Annotated in this window: 24 protein-coding genes; 8 read left to right on the forward strand and 16 right to left on the reverse strand. The window is 67.3% G+C overall.

The window, feature by feature from the left end; translation table 11 throughout:
• Positions 1-13: 13 nt before the first annotated feature.
• Both AC6BOR_RS08470 and AC6BOR_RS08475 read right to left on the reverse strand, forming a co-directional pair.
• Complete coding sequence (locus AC6BOR_RS08470) at positions 14-649, reverse strand: 3-oxoacid CoA-transferase subunit B (RefSeq protein WP_086115485.1); 636 nt, start codon at positions 647-649, stop codon at positions 14-16.
• Positions 646-1,356 (reverse strand): CoA transferase subunit A, encoded by a 711-nt coding sequence (locus AC6BOR_RS08475; RefSeq protein WP_498058045.1) that lies wholly within the window; start codon positions 1,354-1,356, stop codon positions 646-648. Before AC6BOR_RS08475 ends, AC6BOR_RS08470 begins: the two co-directional genes overlap by 4 nt.
• Positions 1,357-1,484: 128 nt before the next feature.
• Between AC6BOR_RS08475 and AC6BOR_RS08480 the strand changes: the two genes are divergently transcribed.
• Positions 1,485-2,864: a pyridoxal phosphate-dependent decarboxylase family protein gene (locus AC6BOR_RS08480; protein WP_498058046.1), complete on the forward strand. Its 1,380-nt coding sequence runs from the start codon at positions 1,485-1,487 to the stop codon at positions 2,862-2,864.
• Between the two features lie 130 nt (positions 2,865-2,994).
• On the opposite strand, the gene AC6BOR_RS08485 is transcribed toward AC6BOR_RS08480, so the two are convergent.
• The 10 genes from AC6BOR_RS08485 to lgt form a co-directional block, all read right to left on the reverse strand.
• Positions 2,995-3,324 (reverse strand): hypothetical protein, encoded by a 330-nt coding sequence (locus AC6BOR_RS08485; RefSeq protein WP_498058047.1) that lies wholly within the window; start codon positions 3,322-3,324, stop codon positions 2,995-2,997.
• A gap of 58 nt (positions 3,325-3,382) precedes the next feature.
• Complete coding sequence (locus AC6BOR_RS08490; RefSeq protein WP_498058048.1) at positions 3,383-4,885, reverse strand: class I adenylate-forming enzyme family protein; 1,503 nt, start codon at positions 4,883-4,885, stop codon at positions 3,383-3,385.
• A gap of 45 nt (positions 4,886-4,930) precedes the next feature.
• A complete protein-coding gene (locus AC6BOR_RS08495) occupies positions 4,931-5,239 on the reverse strand; it encodes a hypothetical protein (protein ID WP_094473431.1) in 309 nt (102 codons plus the stop codon).
• Positions 5,240-5,437: 198 nt separating this feature from the next.
• Positions 5,438-6,256 carry a cold-shock protein gene (locus AC6BOR_RS08500; RefSeq protein ID WP_086115480.1) on the reverse strand — a complete coding sequence of 273 codons (819 nt, stop codon included), beginning with the start codon at positions 6,254-6,256 and terminating at the stop codon, positions 5,438-5,440.
• Between the two features lie 140 nt (positions 6,257-6,396).
• Entirely contained in the window at positions 6,397-7,155 is a 759-nt protein-coding gene (locus tag AC6BOR_RS08505; RefSeq protein WP_498058049.1) for a TIGR02186 family protein, read from the reverse strand.
• The gene (locus tag AC6BOR_RS08510; RefSeq protein ID WP_086115478.1) at positions 7,155-8,072 is read right to left on the reverse strand and encodes a sulfite exporter TauE/SafE family protein; all 918 of its coding nucleotides are present in this window, start codon (positions 8,070-8,072) and stop codon (positions 7,155-7,157) included. Before AC6BOR_RS08510 ends, AC6BOR_RS08505 begins: the two co-directional genes overlap by 1 nt.
• A gap of 140 nt (positions 8,073-8,212) precedes the next feature.
• Positions 8,213-8,983 carry a peptidoglycan editing factor PgeF gene (gene pgeF, locus AC6BOR_RS08515; RefSeq protein WP_498058050.1) on the reverse strand — a complete coding sequence of 257 codons (771 nt, stop codon included), beginning with the start codon at positions 8,981-8,983 and terminating at the stop codon, positions 8,213-8,215.
• Positions 8,965-9,483 (reverse strand): GNAT family N-acetyltransferase, encoded by a 519-nt coding sequence (locus tag AC6BOR_RS08520; protein WP_498058051.1) that lies wholly within the window; start codon positions 9,481-9,483, stop codon positions 8,965-8,967. The genes pgeF and AC6BOR_RS08520 overlap by 19 nt, the downstream gene beginning before the upstream one ends.
• Positions 9,480-10,493 carry a class I SAM-dependent methyltransferase gene (locus AC6BOR_RS08525; protein ID WP_498058052.1) on the reverse strand — a complete coding sequence of 338 codons (1,014 nt, stop codon included), beginning with the start codon at positions 10,491-10,493 and terminating at the stop codon, positions 9,480-9,482. The genes AC6BOR_RS08520 and AC6BOR_RS08525 overlap by 4 nt, the downstream gene beginning before the upstream one ends.
• Entirely contained in the window at positions 10,490-11,344 is an 855-nt protein-coding gene (gene lgt / locus AC6BOR_RS08530; protein WP_498058053.1) for a prolipoprotein diacylglyceryl transferase, read from the reverse strand. Before lgt ends, AC6BOR_RS08525 begins: the two co-directional genes overlap by 4 nt.
• A gap of 86 nt (positions 11,345-11,430) precedes the next feature.
• On the opposite strand from lgt, the gene AC6BOR_RS08535 reads away from it, so the two are divergent.
• The 4 genes from AC6BOR_RS08535 to AC6BOR_RS08550 all read left to right on the forward strand — a co-directional run bounded on the left by AC6BOR_RS08535 (position 11,431) and on the right by AC6BOR_RS08550 (position 16,440).
• Positions 11,431-12,618, forward strand: coding sequence for an acyl-CoA dehydrogenase family protein (locus tag AC6BOR_RS08535; RefSeq protein WP_086115474.1), 1,188 nt, complete (start codon positions 11,431-11,433; stop codon positions 12,616-12,618).
• Between the two features lie 66 nt (positions 12,619-12,684).
• Positions 12,685-13,821: an acyl-CoA dehydrogenase family protein gene (locus AC6BOR_RS08540; protein ID WP_498058054.1), complete on the forward strand. Its 1,137-nt coding sequence runs from the start codon at positions 12,685-12,687 to the stop codon at positions 13,819-13,821.
• Between the two features lie 226 nt (positions 13,822-14,047).
• Positions 14,048-15,778, forward strand: a complete 1,731-nt coding sequence (locus tag AC6BOR_RS08545) for a class I adenylate-forming enzyme family protein (RefSeq protein ID WP_498058055.1) — start codon at positions 14,048-14,050, stop codon at positions 15,776-15,778.
• 116 nt (positions 15,779-15,894) lie between these two features.
• Positions 15,895-16,440 carry an HD domain-containing protein gene (locus AC6BOR_RS08550; RefSeq protein WP_094473441.1) on the forward strand — a complete coding sequence of 182 codons (546 nt, stop codon included), beginning with the start codon at positions 15,895-15,897 and terminating at the stop codon, positions 16,438-16,440.
• Between the two features lie 250 nt (positions 16,441-16,690).
• Here the strand turns inward: AC6BOR_RS08550 and AC6BOR_RS08555 are convergent, their stop codons facing one another.
• On the reverse strand, positions 16,691-17,056 hold the full coding sequence (locus AC6BOR_RS08555) for an endonuclease domain-containing protein (RefSeq protein WP_498058056.1): 366 nt from the start codon (positions 17,054-17,056) through the stop codon (positions 16,691-16,693).
• A gap of 261 nt (positions 17,057-17,317) precedes the next feature.
• Positions 17,318-18,082 (reverse strand): hypothetical protein, encoded by a 765-nt coding sequence (locus AC6BOR_RS08560; RefSeq protein WP_498058057.1) that lies wholly within the window; start codon positions 18,080-18,082, stop codon positions 17,318-17,320.
• 123 nt (positions 18,083-18,205) lie between these two features.
• Between AC6BOR_RS08560 and AC6BOR_RS08565 the strand changes: the two genes are divergently transcribed.
• The gene (locus tag AC6BOR_RS08565; RefSeq protein WP_086116143.1) at positions 18,206-18,496 is read left to right on the forward strand and encodes a putative quinol monooxygenase; all 291 of its coding nucleotides are present in this window, start codon (positions 18,206-18,208) and stop codon (positions 18,494-18,496) included.
• Between the two features lie 369 nt (positions 18,497-18,865).
• Here the strand turns inward: AC6BOR_RS08565 and metK are convergent, their stop codons facing one another.
• Positions 18,866-20,116, reverse strand: a complete 1,251-nt coding sequence (gene metK / locus AC6BOR_RS08570) for a methionine adenosyltransferase (protein WP_498058058.1) — start codon at positions 20,114-20,116, stop codon at positions 18,866-18,868.
• 82 nt (positions 20,117-20,198) lie between these two features.
• Positions 20,199-21,908 (reverse strand): apolipoprotein N-acyltransferase, encoded by a 1,710-nt coding sequence (gene lnt, locus AC6BOR_RS08575; RefSeq protein WP_498058059.1) that lies wholly within the window; start codon positions 21,906-21,908, stop codon positions 20,199-20,201.
• Between the two features lie 59 nt (positions 21,909-21,967).
• Here lnt and AC6BOR_RS08580 point away from each other — a divergent pair, with 59 nt between their 5' ends.
• Both AC6BOR_RS08580 and AC6BOR_RS08585 read left to right on the forward strand, forming a co-directional pair.
• Complete coding sequence (locus AC6BOR_RS08580) at positions 21,968-22,774, forward strand: ATP-binding cassette domain-containing protein (protein WP_498058060.1); 807 nt, start codon at positions 21,968-21,970, stop codon at positions 22,772-22,774.
• Positions 22,771-24,303: an ABC transporter permease/substrate-binding protein gene (locus AC6BOR_RS08585; RefSeq protein ID WP_498058061.1), complete on the forward strand. Its 1,533-nt coding sequence runs from the start codon at positions 22,771-22,773 to the stop codon at positions 24,301-24,303. Before AC6BOR_RS08580 ends, AC6BOR_RS08585 begins: the two co-directional genes overlap by 4 nt.
• The last annotated feature ends 2 nt before the right edge of the window (positions 24,304-24,305 follow it).

Consider the following 24,305-nt stretch of genomic DNA (forward strand, 5'->3'; position numbering starts at 1 on the left):
TCAGACCGCGATTTCAGGCCTCGAAATGGCCTTCGGTGCGCATCCGCAGCGTGTCGAGATCAACGCCCGGCGCCAGTTCGATCAGCCTGAACGGTGCGCCCTTGGCCGGCCGCGCCAGCACGGCGAGATCGGAAATCACCATGTCCACCACGCCCTTGCCGGTCAGCGGCAGGGTGCAGGCGCGCTTGAACTTGGCACTGCCATCCTTGGCATTGTGCTCCATCAGCACGATGATCTTCTTCACGCCGGCGACCAGATCCATGGCGCCGCCCATGCCCTTCACCATCTTGCCGGGGATCATCCAGTTGGCGATGTCGCCATTGTCGGCCACTTCCATCGCGCCCAGGATCGACAGATCGACATGGCCGCCGCGGATCATGGCGAAACTGTCGGCACTGCTGAAATAGCTGGTGCGGTCCAGTTCGGTGATCGTCTGCTTGCCAGCGTTGATAAGATCGGGGTCTTCCTCGCCCGCGAACGGGAAGGGCCCCATGCCCAGCATGCCATTCTCGCTCTGCAGCGTCACATCCACCCCGGCCGGGATGAAATTGGCCACCAGCGTCGGCATGCCGATGCCGAGGTTCACATAAAAGCCGTCCTGCAATTCCTGCGCGGCGCGGGCGGCTTGCTGATCACGCGTCCACATCACGCCGTCTCCTTCTGCCGCACCGTGCGCTGCTCGATGCGCTTCTCGTAATTCGTGCCCACGAACAACCGCTGCACGAAGATGCCGGGCGTGTGGATCTGGTCCGGATCCAGGCTGCCGGCCGGCACGATCTCCTCAACCTCGGCCACCGTCACCTTGCCGGCAGTCGCCATCATCGGGTTGAAGTTGCGCGCCGTCTTGCGGAAGATCAAATTGCCATGAGCGTCGGCCTTCCAGGCTTTCACGATCGACACATCGGCGACCAGCCCGGTTTCGAGGATATAGGTTTCGCCGTTGAAATCCTTGTGTTCCTTGCCTTCCGCCACCAGCGTGCCCACGCCCGTCTTGGTGTAGAATCCCGGAATACCGGCCCCGCCGGCGCGGATGCGCTCGGCCAGCGTGCCCTGCGGGTTGAACTCCAGTTGCAGCTCGCCAGCCAGATATTGCCGCTCGAACTCCTTGTTCTCCCCCACATAGGAGGAGATCATCTTGGCGATCTGGCGGGTTTCCAGCAGCAGGCCGAGGCCAAAGCCATCCACACCGGCATTGTTGGAAATGGCGGTGATGCCCTTCACGCCCGACGCACGCAGGGCGGCGATCAGATTTTCCGGAATGCCGCACAGGCCGAAGCCGCCCGACATGATGGTCATGCCATCAAACAGCAGGCCATCCAGCGCGGCGGTGGCATCGGGGTAGAGCTTGTTGGCCAAGGCCGGCCTCCCTTTCATGTTGCAGATGCGAAATAGCCAGAATGTCGCAGCCGCGCCAGCCGGATTCTGGCGCTGGTCGCGTCTGATTTCGGCGAGACGATGGGCCAACGCTGCGCTATGCCCGGTGCATGACCACGCCCCTTGATCGCGCTCTCGCCCACGGCCGCCGCTTTGTGGCCGAACAATCAACCCGCAGCGTCGCCCCCACCGGCACCCGCGCCGACATATTGGCGCCGATGCCCACCGCCCTGCCCGCCACCGGCATGGACGCGGGCGCCGTCGTCGATCTGATCGCCCAGGCCGCCGAACCCGGCCTGATGGGCAATCTTTCGGGGCGCTTCTATGCCTGGGTGAAGGGCGGTGCGCTGCCGGCGGCGCAGGCCACCGATGTGATGGCCAGCCTGTGGGATCAGAATGCCGTGCTCGCCGCCACCAGCCCGGCCAGCGCCGTGCTGGAGGAAGTGGCCGGCCGGCTTCTGCTCGATGCGCTGCACCTGCCAGACAGCTGCGCCTACAGCTTCACCACCGGCTGCCAGATGAGCCACGCCACCGCGCTTGCCGCCGCCCGCAACCATGTGCTGGCCAAGGCTGGCTGGGATGTGGAGGTGGATGGTCTGATCGGCGCGCCGCCGGTGATGGTGCTGGCCAACGCCCACCGCCATTCGAGCGTGGACCGCGCCCTGCGCCTGCTCGGCCTCGGCACCGGCTGCATCGTGCCACTGGGCGGCGGCGGACCGGGGAAGGTCGGCGTTGATGAACTGGTCGCGGCCCTGGCCACGGCGCAGGGCGCGCCGACCATCGTCATCCTCAACGCCGGCGATCTGAACCTGGGTGCCAGCGATGATTTCACCCGACTGGTGCCGATTGCCCAGGCCGCCGGCGCCTGGGTGCATGTCGATGGCGCCTTCGGCCTGTGGCTGAACGCCTGCCCCAGCCTGCGCCACCAGGTGGCCGGCATCGAACTGTGCGATTCGTGGGCCACCGATGGCCACAAATGGCTGAACACGCCCTATGACGCCGGCATGGCCATCACCCGCCATGGCGCCGCCTTGAAGGCCAGCATGCGGATGACCGCGAGTTACCTGACCGAAGGCGGCGAAACGCGGGATCCCATGGACTATACGCCGGAATGGTCCCGCCGCGCCCGCGCCCTGCCCACGCTGGCCGCCCTGCTCGAACTCGGCCGCGATGGTCTTGCCGATCTGATCGAACGCTGCTGCGCCCACGCGCTGGCCATCCATGATGGCATTGTTGCGCTGGACGGCGCGACCAGCATTGCCCGGCCGATCATGAACCAGGGCATGATCCGCTTCCACGACCGCGCCGGCGCCAACATCAGCGATGCGGTGATCGCCGCCATCAACGCCAGCGGCGAAGCCTTTTTCAGCGGCACGACCTGGGCGGGTGAACGCACCATGCGGATCAGCGTGTGCAACTGGCAGACCAACGACGACGACGTGCGCCGCACCGTGGCCGCCGCGGAACGGGCCTTGGCGGCGTTGCGCTGAAGCCCTCGATTCGATTGCAATTTGATTGAACCGCTCATGCCGAGCGTGTCGAGGCACCGACCGCCCTCGGAGCGTGCCTCGACACGCTCGGCATGAGCGGGATTGCTCTTCAATCCCGGCGCAATCGACCCTAACCCCGCCGGCCGAACACCCCGCCGATCGCCCCGGTCACCAGGCTGCTGCCGGTGCCCAGCGCCAGCAGGCTGGCCGGCACATCGCCCAACACCACAGACACCGCAATGCCGATGGCGGCGCAGATGCCACCCGCCGCCGCGCCCTGCCCGGCCCCGGCGCCCAGGCCCAGCGCCTGCCCACGCGTCGCCAGCCAGCCGGCCAGCGCCGATAACCCCATGCCACCAATGGCGAAATTCTCGGCCACGGCTGGCACGCTGTGCCCGGCGACGACCATGGCGATCTGCGCGATGCTGCCAATGATGGTGGCGGTTGCCAGTTGCTTCATGAGACCCCCCGTCTGAAGAACCATTCAACGTCGGGGAAGTCTGCGCCACGCGGCGCGATCAGGCAACCTGCCCGCGGAAACTGTCGCGCAATTCACGTTTCAGCACTTTGCCGATGTGGCTGCGCGGCAGCTCGTCGACCAGCACCAGCGCGGCCAGCCGCTGCGTCTTGCCCAACTTCGCATTGGCCGCCGTGCGCAAGCCTTCCGCATCCCCACCCGGCGCGACCACAAAGGCGACCGGCGTTTCCCCCCAGGCCTCGCTGGCCACGCCCACCACGGCGGCTTCCACCACACCCGGCAGGGTGAGCAGCACCGCCTCGATATCAGAGGGGTAGATGTTGAACCCGCCCGAAATGATCATGTCCTTGGCGCGGTCCATGAGCGTCAGGAAGCCATCCTCGTCCAGCCGGCCGATGTCACCGGTGCGCAGCCACTCCTTGCCGGTTGGATCGATCCAATAGGCCTTGGCCGTGAGATCCGGCCGGTTCTTGTAGCCATTCATGGTCGCCGGCGAACGGCCAACAATCTCGCCCGGCGTGCCCGGCGGCACGTCGTTGCCATCCTCGTCGATGATCCGCACCTCGTGCCCCGGCTGCGGCTGGCCCACGGTGTGCAGCTTGTCCGGATGCTCATGCGCCACCAGCATGAAGCCCACGCCGCCTTCGGTCATGCCGAAAAACTCGATCAGGCCGCCCGGCATCCGGCGCAGCACCTCGGCCTTCAACTCGGCGGCAAAGGGGGCGGAGGTGCAGAATTTCATCTGCAGCGATGACAGATCGGTGCCGTCAAAGCCCGGATCGGCCAGCAGGCGGCGATATTGCACCGGCACAAGCATGGCATGGGTCACGCCGTGGGCCTCGGCAAGCCGCAGCCATTTGGCGGTGTCAAACTTCGGCATCAGCACCACCGTGCCGCCCCAGGCCAGGGTGGGAATGAAGCTGACCAGCGTGGTGTTGGAATAAAGCGGGGTCGAACACAGGGTCACGCAATCGGGCCCATAACCGATGCGCCGGCCGCCGGTGATGTGCAGCGATCGCATGGCGCAGCTTTGCACGATGCCCTTGGGCGTGCCGGTGGTGCCGCTGGAATAGATGATGTTGAAGCCGGCCGCCGGATCCAGCGGCGCCAGCGTCGGGGCCTGTGCGGTGGGATCGATGAAGCTGTCCAGCCGGTCCAGATCGACCAGCGTCTTGCCATCAAGCACGGCGCCGAATTCGGCCCGGTTGGGCGCATCGACAAACACGAAGCGCGCGCCGGAATCGGCAACCATCGCGGCAATCTGGTCGGGGGTGGACGAAGGGGCCAGCGGCGCCATCGTCGCGCGCAGCCGCAGCACGGCGGCCCACAACACGGCATAGTCCACCGACGACAAGGCGATGCTGGCCACCGAGTCGCCGGGCTTCACGCCATGATCGGCCAGCGTGCCGGCCAGTTTTTCGGCACGGGCCACAAATTGCCGCCAGCTCAGCTTGTCCTCCCCACAGATGACGGCGGGGTGATCGGGCCGGGCATCGGCATTGGCCGCCAGCACGGCGGGAAAATCAAAGGTCGCGTCGGTCATGGCCGGCAGGGTGCGCACACCCGGCCGGCCTGTCCACTGGTGAAATCAGGCAGCTTCGGCGAGCGGCGCGGTTTCCGCGGCCGGAGCCGGCGGCACGCCTGCGCCCAGCTGGGTCAGCGCGCGCACATGGGCGGCATATTGGGCCGAAAGGCGGGCCAGGTGCAGCGGATCATGGCCATTGCGGGCGATGGCGATGGCCAGCGCTTCAGTGCCGGCGGTCAACTGCGCGATCTGGCGCTGCTTGCGGCCATCCAGCTGGCGCGGCACCAGGATGCCGGCCCAGGCGAGCACGCCCATCAGGGTGATCCAGGAAAACACGATCATCAGGATCGTGACGACATTGTTGGCAAGCATGCGGGGGCTCCGGGGCAGCGCCGGCAACAGGCGGGCGCGCGTGGCGGCGACATGACAGGTTGGTAAGATTGGTAACAGCGGCGCCAGCGCCGCAGGCGCACATGCCGCAGTGCAGCATGCGCCAAAGCGCTGGACAGCAACGAAAAAGGGCGGCAGCCCTGCGGCCGCCGCCCCTCAATTCGTCAACCGGTCAGGCGATCAGATCGCCTGCAGGTTCACCGCAGCCTGCTTGCCGCGACGATCTTCTTCCAGCTCGAACGACACACGCTGGCCTTCGTTCAGGTTGGAGAAGCCGGCGCGTTCCACGGCCGAGATGTGGACAAAGGCATCCGGCGCGCCATCGTCGCGCTGGATGAAGCCAAAGCCCTTTTGGCCGTTGAAGAACTTCACCGTGCCATCCACGCGGGTGCCATCGGTCACCGGGGCGCGGTCACGGCCGGACGGGCGACGCTCAAAGCCGCCTTCGCGCGGGCCACGATCTTCGCGCGGGGCGCGTTCGGCGACCGGCAGCGGCTCGCCTTCGATCTTCAGCTCGGTCGCGGAAATGCGGCCGTTGCGCTCCACCAGGGTGAATTCCAGCGGCTGGCCATCGGCCAGGCCGGTCAGGCCAGCAGCTTCCACCGCCGAAATATGCACGAACACATCTTCGCCGCCGTCTTCACGCACAACGAAGCCGAAACCCTTCTGGGCGTTGAAGAACTTCACGGTGCCACGGCCGGTGCCAACGGTGATGCCGGGGGACATTTCACGGCGCGGGCCGCCGAAGCCGCCACCACCGCCGCCGCCAAAGCGACCACCGCCGCCACCGCCGCCGAACCGGTCACCGCCGCCGCCGAAGCCACCACGGCCGCCTCCGCCACCGCCGAAACGGTCGCCGCCGCCAAAGCCGCCGCCACCAAAGCGGTCACCACCGCCAAAGCTGCGACCACCACCAAAATCGTCGAAGCTGTCAAAGCCGCGCTCGCGCTTGTCATTCCCACCGCGCCCCGGACCACGTCCGCGTCGATCAAAGCTCATATCGTTCCAAATCTTCCTGTGTTTTCGTTCCTGGAGCTTGTTCGGGGATGCAGTTGAGGATGTTCAAGGCAGCCGGCCGACGATGCGCCGATGTTCACCATAGTCGAAAACGTCGCACCTTGCGAGTCGATTGTTGATAACTACCAGCGCCGCTGCGTGACGGCCGCCGCCAACACCCCGGCCAGCACCGCCGCCAGCACGGCGGCAAGGCCATAGGCCAGGCTGTGTTCGCGCGCCATCAGATAGACCCAGCGTTCAAACCCGGATTTGCCGATGCTGAACGGCGCCGACGTGCTGGCCACCACGCGGCCCCGGTCAACCAGATGAATTTCGGCGGTATATTCGCCCACCGGCACCGCCGCCGGCAGCGCGATGCGCGCCGAGTAGAGCACACCGCGGGTGATCTGCACCCCGCCCGGCCGCTCGGCAAACAGGCCGGCGCGGCTGCGCGCCGCGATCAGGCCGGCTTCAAAGGCGCGGGTGGTGGCATCATCGGCGTTGCTGGCCGGGGACAATTGCAGGTTGCGCGTGCCGATCTCGTAAATCGCCGTCATCCGCTCGTCGGCCAGCTGGTCGATCGGGCGCGTGGCAGCCACGGCATAAAATCCCGGCACCGATTCGAAGCGCACCGCCTGGCCATTCACCCAGATTCCGGCCAGCCGTTCCCGCCGCCTGACCGTTACCGGCGCAGCAGGCCCGCGCACCACCACGGCGATATCGGGCGTGCGGCCGGGGGCGGCGCCGCCGGGATATTGGATGGCACCAAACACCAGCAGCTCGGCGCCGCGAAAGCTGGTGTTGATGTCGATGCGTGCCGTGCTCAGCTGGGTGATCAGCCGCACCGGCGCGGCCCCGGCCAGCGCCAGCCACAGCAGCACGGGCAGGATCAACCGCGCCATCACGCGCCTTCAAACAGGGCAAAGGGTTCGGCCGGCGTCCAGGTCAGGCCGATGAACAGGCGCAGCGCCACGCCCAGCACGATCAGGGCCAGCGCCAGCCGCAGCCGGTCGGGGGACAATTTCTGCGCCGCCCGCACGCCCAGCTGCGCGCCCACCACCCCGCCCAGCAGCAGCAGCAGCGCCAGCACGATATCCACGGTTTTCGATGCGGTGGCGTGCAGCAGCGTGGTCGCCGCCGTGACAAAGATGATCTGGAACAGCGATGTGCCCACCACCGCCTGGGCGCGCATGCCCAGGATATAGACCATCGCCGGCACCATGATGAAGCCGCCGCCAATGCCCATGATCTGGGTGAGCATGCCCACCAGCGCCCCCAGCAGCATCGGCGCCAGCGGCGAGATATAGAGGCCGGAGCGGGCAAAGCGCATCTTGCCGGGCAGCGCCGCCACCCAGGGCAGATGCCGCGCCCGCCGCGCCGGCGCCGCCTGCCCGGCCCGCGCCGCCCGCAGCGCCCCCACTGCATCCTTCAGCATCAGGCCGCCGATGACCGACAGGAAAATCACATAAATGAGCGCGATGACGATATCGACCTGCCCCACCGTTTGCAGCGCCGAAAAGATGATCTGGCCGATGCCAGCGCCGATCACGCCGCCCGCCACCAGCACCAGCCCCATGCGGATATCCACCTGCCCGCGCTGCAGATAGGCAAGCGCGCCCGACACCGATGACCCGGTGATCTGCGTGGCCGACGATGCCACCGCCACCGCCGGCGGAATGCCATAGAAGATCAGCAGCGGCGTGGTGAGAAAGCCGCCACCCACACCGAACATGCCCGACAGAAAGCCAACCCCACCGCCCAGCAGGATGATGAGCAGGCTGTTCACCGACATTTCGGCAATGGGCAGATAGATGTCCATGCTGGCCGCAGGTTAGGGGCTGGGCGGGAAAAAGGGAATCGTCTTTCCCAACCCCAACCCCTCTTGGCTGCAGGAGCGGAGGCGCTTGCTCGAGGCGCACACCGCTCCCCTCCCGCCTGCGGGAGGGGCCGGGGGTGGGCTCACCCCAGCGCAATCACCGACAATTGCCGCCCATAATCCGGCTCCGCCCGGTGCGTCGTGCGGCGGAAGCTGAACCAGCGGTCCTCATCCGCGTATGTGTCCACCCCCATCGCCACCACCGTCTTCACCCCGGCCGCGGCCAGGCGCGCGGCGATGAAGCCTTCCAGATCGAACTGGGCATGCCCCGGCTTGCCGGCAGCAAAAAACGCCTCGTTTTCCGGCGCGGCGGTGCAAAACCGCTCCACAAAAGCCAGATCCACCTCATAACTCGCCCGTGCAATCGTCGGCCCAATCGCCGCCACGATGCGGCCCCGGCATGCCCCCAGCGCTTCCATCGCCGCCACCGTCGCCGGGCCGATATCGGCCAGCGCCCCCTTCCACCCCGAATGCGCCGCGCCGATCACCCCCGCCGCCACATCGGCCAGCAGGATCGGCGCGCAATCGGCGGTGAGGATGCCGAGCGCCAGGCCCGGCGTCGCCGTCACCATCGCATCGGCCGGCGGGCGCGCATCATCGGGAAAGGCGGCGGTGACGGGCACCACGGTCGCCGAATGGACCTGGTGCAACGTCACGAGGGCCGCACCGGGGGCCACCGCGTCCACCGCGCGACGGCGGTTTTCCAGCACGGCGGCCCGGTCATCGCTGCTGCCCAGGCCAACATTCAGGCTGGCAAACAGCCCGGCCGACACGCCGCCCCGCCGCGTCACAAAGCCATGGCGCGTGCCGGTCAGCGCCGGAACGGTCAGAAACTCTACAGCGTCACCCGGCACAGGATATCCTCGTCGGCTTGGGTCCCGACCATGAAGTGATAGGGCGCCACCTCCACAAAGCCGTGGCGGGCATAAAAGCGCCGGGCGCGCGGGTTTTCGGTGAACACACTGAGCCACATCTCCGGCGCGCCACGGATGCGCGCCTGATCCTTGGCCCAGTCGGTCAGCACATCGGCGATCTTCAGGCCGTGCCAGGGCTTGTAGATGTAGAGCTGCCGCAGCTCCATCGCGCCCGGTGCCGGATCAGGGGCCGGCAGCTTCAGGCTGCTGACCTTGCAGAAACCGATGGCGACATCGCCGATCATCGCCAGCCGCACCCTTATATCGGGATCGGCCAGCTCGGCGCCATAGGCCGCCGCCGTATAGCCGGCGATGAAATTGTTGAGATCCTCCAGCTTGTAGAGCGTGCCAAAGGTTTCGACGAAGGTCGCCGCCGCCAGCCCGGCCAGCATGGCGGCATCGGCGGGCGTGGCATCACGATAGGCAACGGCAAGGCTCATGGCCGTTCCATGGCAAATCCGGCTGGCACTGGCCAGCCCGGCGCGGTCAGCCCCAGCGCCTGAAAGATCGCGCCCATCTGTTGCGGCGCCGTCAGCCGCAACAGCGCGGCGGTGATGGCGGCAGCATCGGCCGGGCCCTTGCCCTGTTTCAGCGCATCGGCCCGCGCCCCGATGCCCAGCGCGCCCAGAAACGCCCCCTGCGCCACCGGGCCATGGGCGGCGAGCCCGCGCGCGCCCGCCACAGCGGCCAGCGCGGAAAAATCGACATGCGCGGTCAGATCATGCTCACCGGGGTTCAGCCATGGGCTGACATACTGGCCGCAATGCACCGCCTGCAGCGTGTCCGGCCCGTTCAGGCCAGCGTGCGCATAGCCATAATCAATGAACAGGGCGGCACCGCCCTGCCGCGCCAGCCGCCCGGCCAGGTGCCCGGCGATGGCCAGCGCATCGTCACACCATTCCGCATCGGCACCGTCGGCCGGCAGCCAGCACGGCCCGAACAGGCCATCGGCGAAATCGACATGCAGCTCGCAGCCCTGCCGGCGCTGGCGAATGGGCAGCGCATCGAAAAATTCGTTGGCGATGATGATCAGCGGCCGGTCGTCGGGCAGCTGGTCCACCCGTTCGTGCCAGTGCGCATCCCGCCCGGCGAGCCGGCTGCGCTGCACGGCGCGCAGGGCCAGGCTGGTTTCCACCAGATGCAATTGCAGCGCCGCCGCACAGCCCGGCAGGCGGTCCAGCAGGCGCAGCGCATCGGCCAGCAGCGTGCCATGGCCCGGCCCCAGCTCCACCAGATGGCAGGCCGGCTTGCCGCTGCGCAGCCACAGATCGCCGATCCAGCCGCCGATCACCTCGCCAAACATCTGGCTGATTTCCGGCGCGGTGGTGAAATCGCGGCCCAGCGGGTCTTCCCCGGCATAATAGGCGCTGTTGCAGGCCGCCATCCAGGCATCGAGGCGCAGCGGGCCATCGGCCGCGATGCGATCCCGCAGCTGCTCAGCCAGGCTCATGCCGCAACCGGCTTCCTCACCAGCGCCAGCACCAGCAGCAGCAGCGCCGCCAGGATCAACGGCAGGCTCAGCGTCTGCCCCATGGTCAGCCCGCTGTCCAAGATGCCGAGCTGGCGATCGGGTTCGCGATAATTTTCAACGATATAGCGCGAAAGCCCATAACCGATGCCGAACACGCCCGACAGCAGGCCCGGCCGCAGCCGCGCCGGCGTGAACCAGAACAAGAGGGTAAGGACAATCAGCAGCACGCCGCCCTCCAGCCCCGCCTCATACAATTGGCTCGGGTGGCGCGGCTCCGGTCCGGCATCGGGGAAGATGATGCCCCAATCCGTGCCCGTCGGCCGGCCCCACAACTCGCCATTGACGAAATTGGCGATGCGCCCCACCCCAAGCCCCAACGGCGTGACGGTGGCGACATAATCGAGCAGGCGCAGGCCCGAATAGCGCGCCGCCCAGCCGTGCAGGAAACAGGCAGCGATCACCCCGAAACAGCCGCCATGGAAACTCATGCCGCCATCCCACAGCCGCAAGATCTCCATCGGATCGGCCAGATATTTCGCCGGGTTGTAAAACAGCACATAGCCGATGCGCCCGCCGCCGATCACGCCCAGCGTCACCCAGGTGATGAAATCATCCAGCTGCCGTTCCGTCACCGGCGCGCCCGGCCGGCGGATCATCCGGGTGAGCAGCCACCAGCCGCCGGCTATGGCAACGATATAGGCCAGGCTGTACCATCGCAGCGCAAACGGCCCCCACTCGCTGCCGCCCAGGCTGAATGCCGGGATGGTGAAGGCTTCGGGCCGCACCGGCAGGGTGGAAAAATCCACGGCAGCGAGAAAATCGGGGAGCATCGTGCCTCTACATCATCTGCCAGCTTTGCTGGACGGGCGGGCCGCACCATAAAGCGGGGTGAAGATTTTTCCAGTGGGAGTGGCTGATGTCTGACCTTGACGCTTTCCGGGCCGAAACCCGGGCCTGGCTGGAGGCCAATTGCCCGGCCGACATGCGCGAGCCGATCCGCGGTGACGATGATGTGTGCTGGGGCGGCCGCAACTGCCAGTTCAAGAGCGAGGGCCAGCGCCTGTGGCTGGAGCGCATGGGCGCCAAGGGCTGGACGGTGCCGGAATGGCCGGCCGAATATGGCGGCGGCGGGCTGAGCCGGGCCGAAGCCAGGGTGCTGGCCGAAGAGATGAAGCGGATCAAGGCCCGCTCGCCATTGAGCAGCTTCGGCATCTGGATGCTGGGCCCGGCGCTGCTGAAATATGGCAACGAAGCCCAGAAGAAGGAGCATTTGCCCCGCATCGCCCGCGGCGAGATCCGCTGGTGCCAGGGCTACTCCGAACCCGGCGCCGGCTCCGACCTTGCCAGCTTGCGCACCTCGGCCGAGGATATGGGCGACCATTATCTCGTCAACGGCTCCAAGGTCTGGACCAGCTACGCCGACAAGGCGGACTGGATCTTCTGCCTCGTCCGCACCGATCCGGCCGCGCCCAAGCATCTCGGCATCAGCTTCCTGTTGTTCGACATGGCCTCGCCTGGCGTGTCGACCAGCCCGATCAAGCTGATTTCTGGCTCCTCGCCCTTCTGCCAGACCTTCTTCGACAATGTGAAGGTGCCCAAGGAAAACCTCATGGGCACCGCCGGCAAGGGCTGGGAGATCGCCAAATATCTCCTCACCCACGAGCGTGACATGATTGGCGGCAGCGATTCGACCGGCGGCGGCCAGCGCGACTCGGTGTCCAACATCGCCAAGCGGCTGATCGGCCTCGATGCCGCCATCCTCGCCGACACCGCGCTGCGCACCGACATCGCCCGCCACGAAATCAACGCATTGGCGTTCTCGCTGACCATGGAACGCGTGATGGCCGAAACCAAGTCCGGGCAAGGGACGGGCGCCCTGTCCTCCATGCTGAAATATTACGGCACGGAGCTGAACAAGGAGCGCATGCAGCTGTTGATGTCGATCCGCGGCAGCGATGGCCTGACCTGGGAAGGCGAAGAGAAAGGCGACGGCGACCTCGCCCGCTCCTGGCTGCGCAGCCGCGCCAACTCGATCGAAGGCGGCACGTCGGAAGTGCAGCTGAACATCATCGCCAAGCGCGTGCTGGATTTGCCGGGGGCGTAACGTCTCCCTTCCCGCCATTCCCACCCCCGACCCCTCCCGCAAGCGGGAGGGGAGGAGACAGACGAAATGCCGCTCATCCTCACCGACGACCAACTGATGATCCGCGATTCGGCGGACGGCTTTTTCAACAGCGAAGCCCCCGTCGCCCAACACCGCGCCCTGCGTGACGCCGCCGATCCGGTTGGCTTCAACCGCGATGTCTGGGCCAAAATGGCCGAAATGGGCTTCACCGGCGTGCTGGTGCCCGAAGCCCATGGCGGGGCCGACATGGGCCATGTCGCCGCCGGCATCATCATGGAGGCGATGGGCAAGAATCTCTCCGCCGCGCCCATGCTCTCCACCGCCGTGCTGGGGGCGACCGCGCTCAAACACGGCACGCCCGAACAACAGGCCAAATATCTGCCGCTGATCGCCCAGGGCGCGCACCTGTTGGCGCTCGCCGCCGATGAAGCCGCCCGCCACAAGCCGGCGCACGTCGCCACGACCGCCACCCCGTCCGGCAATGGCTTCAAATTGAACGGCACCAAGGGCTTCGTCCTTGATGGTGCCGCGGCCGACACGCTGATCGTCGCCGCCCGCACCAGCGGCGACACCAATGACAGCGCCGGCATCACCCTGTTCCTGGTCAACCCCAAGGCCGATGGGGTGAAGGTCGATCGCCGCTCGATGGTGGACAGCCGTGGCACCGCCCGCGTCACCCTCAATGATGTGCAGGTCGATGGCGCCGATGTGCTCGGCAATGTTGGTGAAGGCCATGCCATCCTGGAAAAGGTGCTGGACGCCGGCCGCGCCTGCCTTGCCGCCGAAATGCTTGGGCTTTCGGGCACCGCCTTCACCATGACGGTGGATTATCTCAAGCAGCGCGAACAGTTCGGCCAGAAGATCGGCAGCTTCCAGGCCCTGCAGCACCGCGCCGCCCACCTGTTCTGCGAAGTCGAACTCGCCCGCTCCGCCACGCTGAAGGCGCTGCAGGCATTGGACGAAGGCAGCGACCGCGCCCCCATGTATGTCAGCCTCGCCAAGGCCAAGGCCGGCGAGGTCGCCATCCTCGCCACCAACGAAGGCGTGCAGATGCACGGCGGCATCGGCATGACCGATGAATATGACATTGGCTTCTTCATGAAGCGCGCCCGCGCCGCCCAGGAAACCTTCGGCGACGCCGCCTTCCACAGCGACCGCATCGCGCGGACGCTGGGTTATTGAACCACGTCAGATCCTCCCCCTCTGGGGGAGGTGCCCGCAGGGCGGAGGGGGCGGGCAGGCGCGGTCCTTGCTGGCCCCCTCCGTCACGCTTGGCGTGCCACCTCCCCCAGTGGGGGAGGATCACCCCCCACAAATCCTTGCGCTTGCAAGCATCCACCAGCGTGGCATGAATGGCGTGTAACAGAGCTGCGGGCAGCGGCCGAATTCGCCCCTGGGAGGACAAATCGTGACGAAATCCGCGCTCGACGCTGCGCTTGATGATGTGATTGCCGGCATCACCGCCCCCGGTGGGCCGCTCGGCGTTGGCGAAGCCAATGTCCACGGCGTCACCATGCCGGTCTTTTCCGCCGCGCCGCCCACCATGCGCGAATATCTCGCCTTCTTCTTCGCCACCCAGGCCCAGAAGGAATTCCTGGTCTTCGGCGACGAGCGGATGACCTTTGGCGAGGTTTATCAGAAGAGCCTGCACTTCGCCGCCATGCTGCAGCACCGCCACGGCATCGCCAAGGGTGACCGGGTCGGCGTTGCCATGCGCAACTATCCCGAATGGATCATCGCCTATTGCGCCATCGTCCACATGGGCGCCGTCTGCATCCCGATGAACGCCTGGTGGACGGCCGAAGAGATGGACTACGGCATCCGCGATTCCGGCGCGCGCCTGGTCATCGCCGACGAGGAACGTGCCCGCCGCCTTTCGACCCTTTCCTGCACCGCCAATGTGCTCACCGTGCGCACATCGGCCGATGTCGCCGCCGGGCTCGGCTTTGCACGGGCCGAGGACGAATTGGCGCAAAGCCCCGAGACCATGTGGTATCTGCCGGAACTGCTGCCGGAAGATGATTGCACCATCATGTACACCTCGGGCTCCACCGGCGCGCCCAAGGGCGCGGTGTCCACCCACCGCGCCCAGGTTTCGGGCTCCATGAACTATCTGGTCATGGGCCTCGCCCTGCTCGATCTGTCGGCCAAGGCCGGCGTCGCCCCGGCCGAACAGCAGGTGATGCTCCTGAACGTGCCGCTGTTCCACATCACCGGGCTGGTGCCGGTGCTGCTCGTTTCCATCGCCATCGGCCGCAAGATGATCATCATGCACAAATGGGATGCGGGTGAGGCGCTGCGCCTGATCGAGAAGGAGCGCTGCACCTATTTCGTCGGCGTGCCGACGATGAGCCTGGAATTGATGCAGCATCCGGACCGGCACAAATATGATCTGTCCACCCTCGTCGACATCGCCTCGGGCGGCGCGCCGCGCCCGCCCGAGCATGTCGACCGGCTGGCCAATGAATTCCAGGGCAAGCACCCGGTGCAAGGCTATGGCCTCACCGAAACCAACGGTGTCGGCGCCGGCAACATCCGCGAGAATTACCGCAACAAGCCGGCCTCCACCGGCCGCGCCAGCCCGCCCCTGATGGAAATCCGCATTGCATCAGGCGACGGCCCGGTCGGTGCGGCGCTGCCCCCCGGCGAAGTTGGCGAGGTCTGCCTGCGCTCGGTCTGCAACTGCCGGGGATACTGGAACAAGCCCGAGGCAACGGCGGCGGCCTTCGTGGGCGATGGCTGGTTCCGCAGCGGCGACCTCGGCTATCTCGACGAAGAAGGCTATTTGTTCATCGTCGATCGCAAGAAGGACATCATCATCCGGGGCGGCGAGAATATCAGCTGCCAGGAGGTGGAATCCGCCATCTATGCCCACCCGGCGGTGGCCGAATGCAGCGTGTTCGGCCTGCCCGATGAGCGGCTGGGCGAGATCGTCGGGGCGGTCGTCTATGCCAAGCCCGGCGAAGTGGTGGAGCCTTCGGCCCTCACCGATTTCCTGAAGGCCAATCTCGCCGCCTACAAGATCCCCGCCAAGGTCTGGATCAGTAGCGATCAGCTGCCCAAGCTCGGCTCTGCCAAGATCGACAAGGTGACGCTGCGCAAGCATTATCGCAGCGTCTGGGCCGCGAAAGCCGCCTGAGTCGTTCGTTGTTGGGGGCCGTGCCGGCCCGCGCCCCCGCCCGACCGCCCCCATGATGCCCGGACTGGCCGGGCGGGGGCACGGACCGGCCCTAGTGATGACGGGGAGGGAAGCCAATGTTCACCACCATGCTGGAAGGCACCAAGGCCGACTGGATGCACATTGCCGCCGAGCATATGAAGCACCAGCAATCCACCGCAGCGACCCAGATCATCGATTCGCTGAAGCGGCTGGAGGCGATCGAGGTCGGCTTTGGCGCCAACCAGCTGGTCCACAGCCTGATGACCGCCACGCTGGCCCGCCGCGACGGCGCCAGCGACGAGGAAGTGGTCGCCGCGCTCTGCCACGATCTCGGCAAGCTGTTCAGCATCCCCAACCACGGCGCCATCGCCGGCGAAATGCTGAAACCCTATGTGTCGGACGAGATTTATCACGCCATCGTCCACCACCAGGATTTTCAGGGCCGCTATTATTACGAGCATCTGGGCAAGGACCCCAACGCCCGCGAGAAATTCCGCGGCCAGCCCTGGTTCGAAATGGCCGAAAAGATCGTCGACCGCTGGGACGCCCCGGCCTTTGATCCGGCCTTCGACATCGACCCCCTCGAAAGCTTCGAACCCGAAATCCGCCGGGTGTTCGCGGCGCCCAAGCGGGGAATCTGACCGAAACGATCCTCCCCCTCTGGGGGAGGTGGCAGCCGCAGGCTGACGGAAGGGGCCCGGCAAGCCCCCAACCCACCCGCCCGACAGCCCCGACGACGCAACAAATCTGTGCCCAACCGCGACGGACGCGCCCCCTCCGCCTCCCTACGGTCGGCACCTCCCCCAGAGGGGGAGGACCTCCAAATCCTCCCCCCTTGGGGGAGGTGGCGCCGAAGGCGACGGAGGGGGCCCGGCCAACGAGCCCCCCGACTCACCCCCGCACCGGCAACCCACCCGCCATCGCCAGCACCGCAGCGATCACCGGCTCCACGTCGGCCAGCACATCAACGGCCGCCACCCGTATCACCGTCACCCTCTGCCCGGCCAACCAGGCATCACGGGCCCGGTCACGCTCGGCCTGCCCGGCAAAATTGTGGAACCCGCCATCCACCTCCACAGCGAGCGCCCGGCTGCTGCAATGGAAATCCAGGATATAGGGCCCCAGCGGATGCTGCCGGCGAAAGCGCAAGCCGGCGGGCGAACGGCGCAGATGCTGCCACAACAGCACCTCCGGCAGGCTCATCGCGCGGCGCAAGGATCGGGCGCGGTCGCGGGTGGGGCGGGGGACATTGGGCACTCGGACAGCCTGCTTCCTGTTGACGGGCCGGCGCAAGCAGCAAAGCCGCGCCCCCTCCGCCTCGCTGCGCTCGGCACCTCCCCCAGAGGGGGAGGATCTAAGGTCCTCCCCCTCTGGGGGAGGTGGCGCCGAAGGCGACGGAGGGGGCCGGCAAGCCCCGCCAAAGGGGGCAAAACCCACAAATCCTCCCCCTCTGGGGGAGGTGGCAGCCGCAGGCTGACGGAGGGGGCCGGGCCCAACCCGACAAGCCCCCAACCCACCCTACAGCCCCGGCGGCGGCGCCCCGAACTGGTCGCCCGGCACCGCCGCGCCCGGCGTGCCGGCCACCACGGCGGCATAGATGCCCGCCCCCACCGGCGCCGCCGCGATCAGCCAGCCGGCCGCCAGGCCCACCAGCGGCAGAGTGAGCCCGATGGTCCAGGCCTTGTGCCAGCCTTCGCCGGCGCGCACCTCGCGGATGGCGAGATAGAGCGGGAACAACAGGCCAGGGATGGTGGTGATCTCCATCGCCCACGGGATCAGGAAGGGCGACGGCATCAGCCGGCCAAAGGCCGGTCCCATGATGCTGGCCAGCGCGCAGATGTGCAGGCGGCGGTGCCAGCCGGTGTCGCGGCGCAGGGCAATGGCACTCAATGCCAGGCCGGCAAACACCAGCAGGCCCAGCGGGTTCTGCATCATGAACCATTGCGGCCGGAAGAAGAACGGCGTGCGCCCGGCCTGCGCCACCGCCACCGTGATGGCAAGCCCGGCGCCGACCATGGCGATGATCCACACCAGCCCCAGCCAGCCCAGTTTCCGGTGCCAGTCCAGCCGGCCGCTCGCGGCAAGGCCAGCCTGCAACAGGCTCAACGCCACCCAGCCGAAGAAGATGATGCCATGGATGTGCCAGGTGATCGGCATGGCAAAGGTGGAGCGGCCCATGGCCAGGTGAAAGCTGAAGGCCGCGGCAAAAATCAGGGCCATCACGCCCGTCACCCGTGCCTGTGATGCCAGCCAGTCGTGCCCGGCCGCCGCCCGTGTCGCCATGTCCGTTCCCCCCCGAAAACTGGCGCGATGCTATGGCCAAAGCCGGCCCACGTCCATCTTTTCGTCAGCTAGGCGGCGCGGCGCGGCTGGGCCAGCCTGCCCCGGCAATCACGGGAGATGAACATGATCGGCGTTGTCGCAACCATCCGCATTCAGGACGGCAAGGCAGAGGAATTCGAAGCGGTGTTCCGCACCCTCACGGCCGCCGTACGCGCCAATGAGCCGGGCAACATCTGCTACCAACTGACCAAATCGAAGACCGAGGCCAACACCTACAAGGTGCTGGAGCTTTATGCCGACGCCGATGCGCTGAAGGCCCATGGCGGGTCGGATCATTTCAAGGCCGCCGGCCCCGGCATCGGCGCCTGCCTCGCCGGCCGGCCGGAGATCGAGTATCTCGACGGCGTGGCCTGACATCGGTCACCCGCTTCAGGGGCGCGGCCTCGGCCCGGGCCGTTTGCCCAAGCCCGCTCATGCCGAGCTTGTCGAGGCACGCACCCCGCGCTGCGTTTGGTGAAACGGACGCGGTCACCAGCTTCAGGGGTGCGGGGACTGGCGGCCGGGCTGCGGTCACCCGGCGCCCGAACGCGGTCACCGGGCGGACAATCGCGGCCACGCTTTTGGCCGCTTTTGCCACGCCATTCCGGCAGCGAATCCCACAAATCCCGGCCCATCACCGGCCGCAGCCGAAATTATGATTTCATTTTCAAGGGCTTGATTGCCACCCTGTCCTACAGGCCGGCAAATCGGCAAAATGGCGCCGTTCCTTGAGAATCTGCAGCCTCAGGCCAGCGCCGCCTTCAGCGCAGCGACCAGATCGGTGCGTTCCCAGCTGAAGCCGCCATCCGCATCCGGCGTGCGGCCGAAATGGCCATAGGCCGCCGAACGCTGATAGATCGGCCGGTTCAGGCCCAGATGGGTGCGGATGCCGCGCGGGGTGAGGGCAAAGCCCAGCCGCGCCGGATCGGCGAGCACGGCTTCCACCGCGCTTTCCACCACCGTGCCGGTGCCGTGCAGATCGACATGGATCGACAGCGGCGCCGCCACGCCAATCGCATAGGAAAGCTGGATGGTGCAGCGCCGGGCGAGGCCGGCCGCAACGATATTCTTGGCCAGATAGCGGCAGACATAGGCGGCCGAACGGTCAACCTTGGTCGGGTCCTTGCCGCTGAAGGCGCCGCCGCCGTGCGGGGCCGCGCCGCCATAGGTATCAACGATGATCTTGCGCCCGGTCACGCCGGCATCGCCATCGGGGCCGCCAATCTCGAACTTGCCGGTGGGATTGAGGTGGATGACCGTGTCAGCCGTGACAAAGCCGGCCGGCAGCACATCGTTCAGCACGCCGAGCACATAGGCGCGCAGCTGAGCATATTTGGCCGCATCGCCGCCCTTCTGCCCATCCTTCTCCCAGGGAAGGCAATAATCCGGCTTGTGCTGGGTCGAAACCACGATGGCGGTGGCCGCCACCGGCGCCTCGTTCTCATAGGCCAGGGTCACCTGGCTCTTGGCATCGGGTTCCAGAAACGGAGCCACGCCGCTGTGCCGGTCCGCCGCCATGCGGGCCAGGATGCGATGGGAATAATAGAGCGTGGCCGGCATGAAATCGGGCGTTTCATCGGTGGCATAGCCAAACATGATGCCCTGATCGCCGGCGCCTTCATCCTTGTTGCCGCTGGCGTCCACGCCCTGCGCAATGTCGGATGACTGCGGGTGGAGATAATTTTCGAACGTGAGGTTCTGCCAGTGGAAACCGGCCTGCTCATAACCGATGCGCTTCACCGTCTCGCGCACGGTGCGCTGAATTTCCTCCTGCGCGCCCGGTTCCCAGTTGCCGTTCAGATCGATCATGCCGCGGCCGCGCACCTCGCCAGCCAGCACGACCCGGTTGGTGGTGGTCAGGGTCTCGCAGGCCACCCGGGCTTCCGGGTCCTTGGCCAGGAACAGATCGACGATGGCATCGGAAATCTGGTCGGCAACCTTGTCGGGATGGCCTTCCGACACGCTTTCGGAGGTGAACAGATAATGGGAACGCATGGTCGTCTCTCAACAAGCGAATGCGTTCGCCATACCGACGACCAGGAGCCTGCGCAAGGGGCGTATAAGGAAAGCTTTATATCTACGCCTGAATGCCGATATGGCGGAACCGCTGCAGGAAGGCCGCCAGGGCTCCCAGGAACAAGGCGAACAACATGGTCAGCAGTGCGCCAGCGCGCGGGAAGGCCGGCTGCGGCAAGGGCGGCGGCAGGGTGGTGATCAGCGTTTCCTGGCCACGGCCCAGCGTGCGGGCCAGCAGACGGCCATAGCCATCGATCACCGCCGAAATGCCATTGGTGGTGGCACGCACCACCGGCAGCCCTTCCTCGATGGCGCGCAGGCGGGCCTGGGCCAGATGCTGCGGCGGGCCCCAGGCACCGAACCAGGCATCGTTGGAGACGTTGGCAATCCAGGCCGGGCGGTTGGCTTCGTCCACCACCGCGCTGGGGAAGGCGATTTCATAACAGATCACCGGCGACATACCGAGGAAGCGGCCGGGCAGCACGATGGTGCGCGCGCCGGGGCCAGCGCCAAAATCGCCGCCGCCCGGCACCAGCCGCGCCACGCCCAGCGGCTCCAGCAGGCCGCGCGCCGGCACATATTCGCCCAGCGGCACCAGGTGCGCCTTGTCATAACGGGCCAGGATTTTGCCTGTGTTATCAATGGTAAACAGGCTGTTGGAGTATGGCGTATCAGGCGTCTTCGGGTTGTAACCGGCGCCGCCTGTCACCAACAGATCGCCCTGCCGCAGCACTGATGCCAGCCGGGCGCGCAGCGCAGGGTCCCGCTCGATAAGTTCATCGATGGCGCCTTCCGGCCACAGCACCAGCGCCGGTGTGGTTTCCCCCGGCCGGCGCCCGGTGATCGGGTTTGGCTGCTGCGCCTGGATAGCATTGGGATCGCCCAGGCCGGCCGCCAGCTTGCTTTCGATCTGGCCCGTCACCTTGCTGGTGCTGGGCCGCAGCGGGGAATCGATCTCCGGCGCCCGCTCGATATTGGCTTCCTTGATGGTCACATCCGGCAGATCGGCGCGCTGCGTTTCATCCGCGCTTTTCAGCGCCTCGCGGGTCAAGTCCAGATAGGTGGCCAGATGCCGTTCGGCGGCTGCCGCGTCGTAACGTTCATCCTGGCTGATGCCGGGCTGGATGACGAGCACGGGCGGCCCCAGAAAGCCGCTCTGTTCCACCCGGCTGTCACCCACCCAGCCGGCAACGGCCACCAGCGCCACCATGATCCCGCCAAACAGGCGGTGGATATTGGCTGGGCCGATGACGATCCACACCAGGGATGCCGAGGCGATCAGCGCGATGGCCGACAGGCCGATGCCGCCGATTTCGGCCGCCAGCTGCTGCACGCCCGGCGCCGCCAGCCACACGATGCCCAGCGGGTTCCAGGCAAAACCGGTGAGCAGCACGCCGCGCAGCCATTCGGCCGGCAGCCACAGGGCGATGAAGAACAGCATCCGCGACGCCGGTCGGCTGGCCAGCGCCGACAGTCCGGCCGGGATCGCCACATACAGCGCCAGGAACAGCGACAGGCCCGCCACCGTCACCCAGCCCAACACTGCTGGCATCTTGGCCTGGTAGACAAAGCTTTGCGCAATCCAGTTCAGCGACACGAACGACATGGCGGTGCCAAAGGCGAGGCCGGCCAGCGCAGCTGTGCCCCAGCCCGCACAGGTCATCACGATCCAGATCAGGCCGGCCATGGCCACCAATGTGGCAGGCCACAGATCAAGCGGCGCAAAGCCCAGCGCGGCAAGAGCGCCCAGCCCCAGGGCAAGCAGCGGCATCAAACGGTTCGGCATGGCCATTGGGTTACCCTCTGGCACGGCCCAGCGCCAGTGGGGAATTGCGGGCTGGCAATCGGCCCGGCCTGTGCCACAAGGGCCATGTGGATGGGGCGGAATTTCTTGCCTGCCGCGGTGTGCGGCTGGCGCTGGGCGGCCAGCGCGTGCTGGATGGCATCGACGTGTCGGTGCCGGCCGGCGCGCTGGTGGCGCTGGTCGGGGCATCGGGCGCCGGCAAGACCAGCCTGCTGCGGCTGATCAACCGCCTGCTGGAACCGGATGCCGGGCAGGTCCTGATCGATGGGCGCGACATCGCTGGCCAGGACGTGGTGGCGGTGCGGCGCGGCATCGGCCACGCCGTGCAGGGTGGCGGCCTGTTCCCGCACTGGACCGTGGCCGACAATATCGGCGCCGTGCCCTGGCTGCTGGGCTGGGATCGCCAGCGCCGGCAGGCCAGGGCGCTGGAACTGATGGCCATGCTGGAGCTGCCGGCCCATCTGGCCAGCCGCTTTCCCGGCGAATTGTCGGGCGGCCAGGCCAGCCGCGTTGGCCTCGCCCGGGCGCTGGCGGCATCGCCCCGGCTGCTGCTGCTGGATGAACCCTTTGGCGCACTCGATCCCGAAACCCGTGACGCGTTGGCCGATCGGCTGCACGCCCTGCACCGGGCCCAGGGCCTGACCACCCTGATCGTCACCCATGATCTGGCCGATGCCCTGCTGCGCGCCGATCTGATGCTGGTGCTGGATCAGGGGCGCATCGTGGCCAGCGGCCCGCCGGCCGCCATCGCGGCCAATCCGCATCCGGCGGTGCAGGCGCTGCTGGCCGCACCGCTGGCCCAGGCGCGGGCGCTGGCGGGCCTGACGCCATGACAGCGGCGCAAGGCCTGCCCGGCGCGCTCGCCGCGCATCTGGCGATCAGCGCGGCGGCCCTGCTGCTGGCGGTGCTGGTGGCGGCGCCCCTGGTGCTGCTGATGCCCGGCCGGCCGTGGCTGCGGCGCAGTGTGATGGGCGTCGCCAGCGTGGTGCAAACCGTGCCGGCGCTGGCGCTGCTGGCGCTGTTCTTCCCGCTGCTGGTGCTGGTGCGCAACCTCACCGGCCTGCCGGTGCCGTCACTTGGCCTGTTGCCGTCATTGCTGGCGCTGGCACTTTATGCCCTGCTGCCCCTGCTGCGCGGCGGTGCCGGCGGGCTGGCCGCCATCCCCGACAGCGTGCGTGAGGCGGCCCGTGCCATCGGGATGACACCGTGGCAACGCCTGTTCCACGTGGAGCTGTCACTGGCCGCGCCCGTGGTGTTCGGGGGCCTGCGCACCGCGGCGGTGTGGACGATCGGGGCTGCCACGCTTGCCACCATGGTGGGCCAGGAAAGCCTGGGTGATCTGATCTTTGCCGGGCTGCAACTGCAGGATTGGCGGCAGGTGCTGCTGGGCTGCGCCGCGGCGGCCGGGCTGGCGATGATCGTCGATGCCGGGCTGGGGCTTGTGGAAAGCGGCATCGCCCGGCGGCGGCGCGGGCCCGCGCTCATGGGCCTCGCCGTGCTGGCACTGCTGGCGGCAGCCGTCAGCGGCTGGTGGTGGCACAGCCGGCCGGCAAGCCAGACGGCACCGGTGGTGATCGGCACCAAGACCTTTTCCGAACAATATATATTGGCCGAACTGATCGCTGCCGATCTGCGCCGCAGCGGCCAGCCGGTGGCGGTGCGATCCGGCCTCGGGTCGGGCATCGCCTTTCAAAGCGTGAAGGCCGGCGGCATTGATATCGCCATCGATTACAGCGGCACGCTGTGGACGCAGGCGCTGGGCCGCAACGATGTGGTGCCGCGCGACCGGATGCTGGCGATCCTGCAGCGTGACCTCAAGGCCCACCACGGCGTGACCATCGCCGCGCGGCTGGGATTTGAAAACGCCTATGCCCTGGCGATGAAACGAACCGTGGCGCAGCGGCTGGGGGTGAAGACGATTTCGGATCTGGCGCGGGCGGCCCCGCAATTGCGGCTGGCCACCGATCTGGAATTCCAGTCCCGCGCCGAATGGGCGGGGCTGCAAAAGGCCTATGGCCTGCGCTTTGCCGCCATCCGCGCCTATACCCCGGTGCTGATGATGGCGGCGCTGGGCGACGGCAGTGCCGATGTGATCACCGCCTACAGCAGCGATGGCGCGCTCAGCACCGCCGACGTCGTGCTGCTCGCCGATGATCGCAGCGCACTCCCCGCCTATGATGCGCTGCTGCTGGTGGCGCCAGGGCGGGAGGCGCTGGCCCGCCGCTTGGCCCGATACGAAGGGCGCATCCCGGTGGCGGCGATGCGAACGGCCAACTGGCAGGCGGACCGGCAGCGCGACAAGCGCAGCCCCGCCGAAGCCGCGCACTGGCTGGCAGGGGAAACGGGGCTGGGGGGGCAATGACC

This window comes from Sandarakinorhabdus sp. FBCC-B8862, assembly GCF_059745315.1.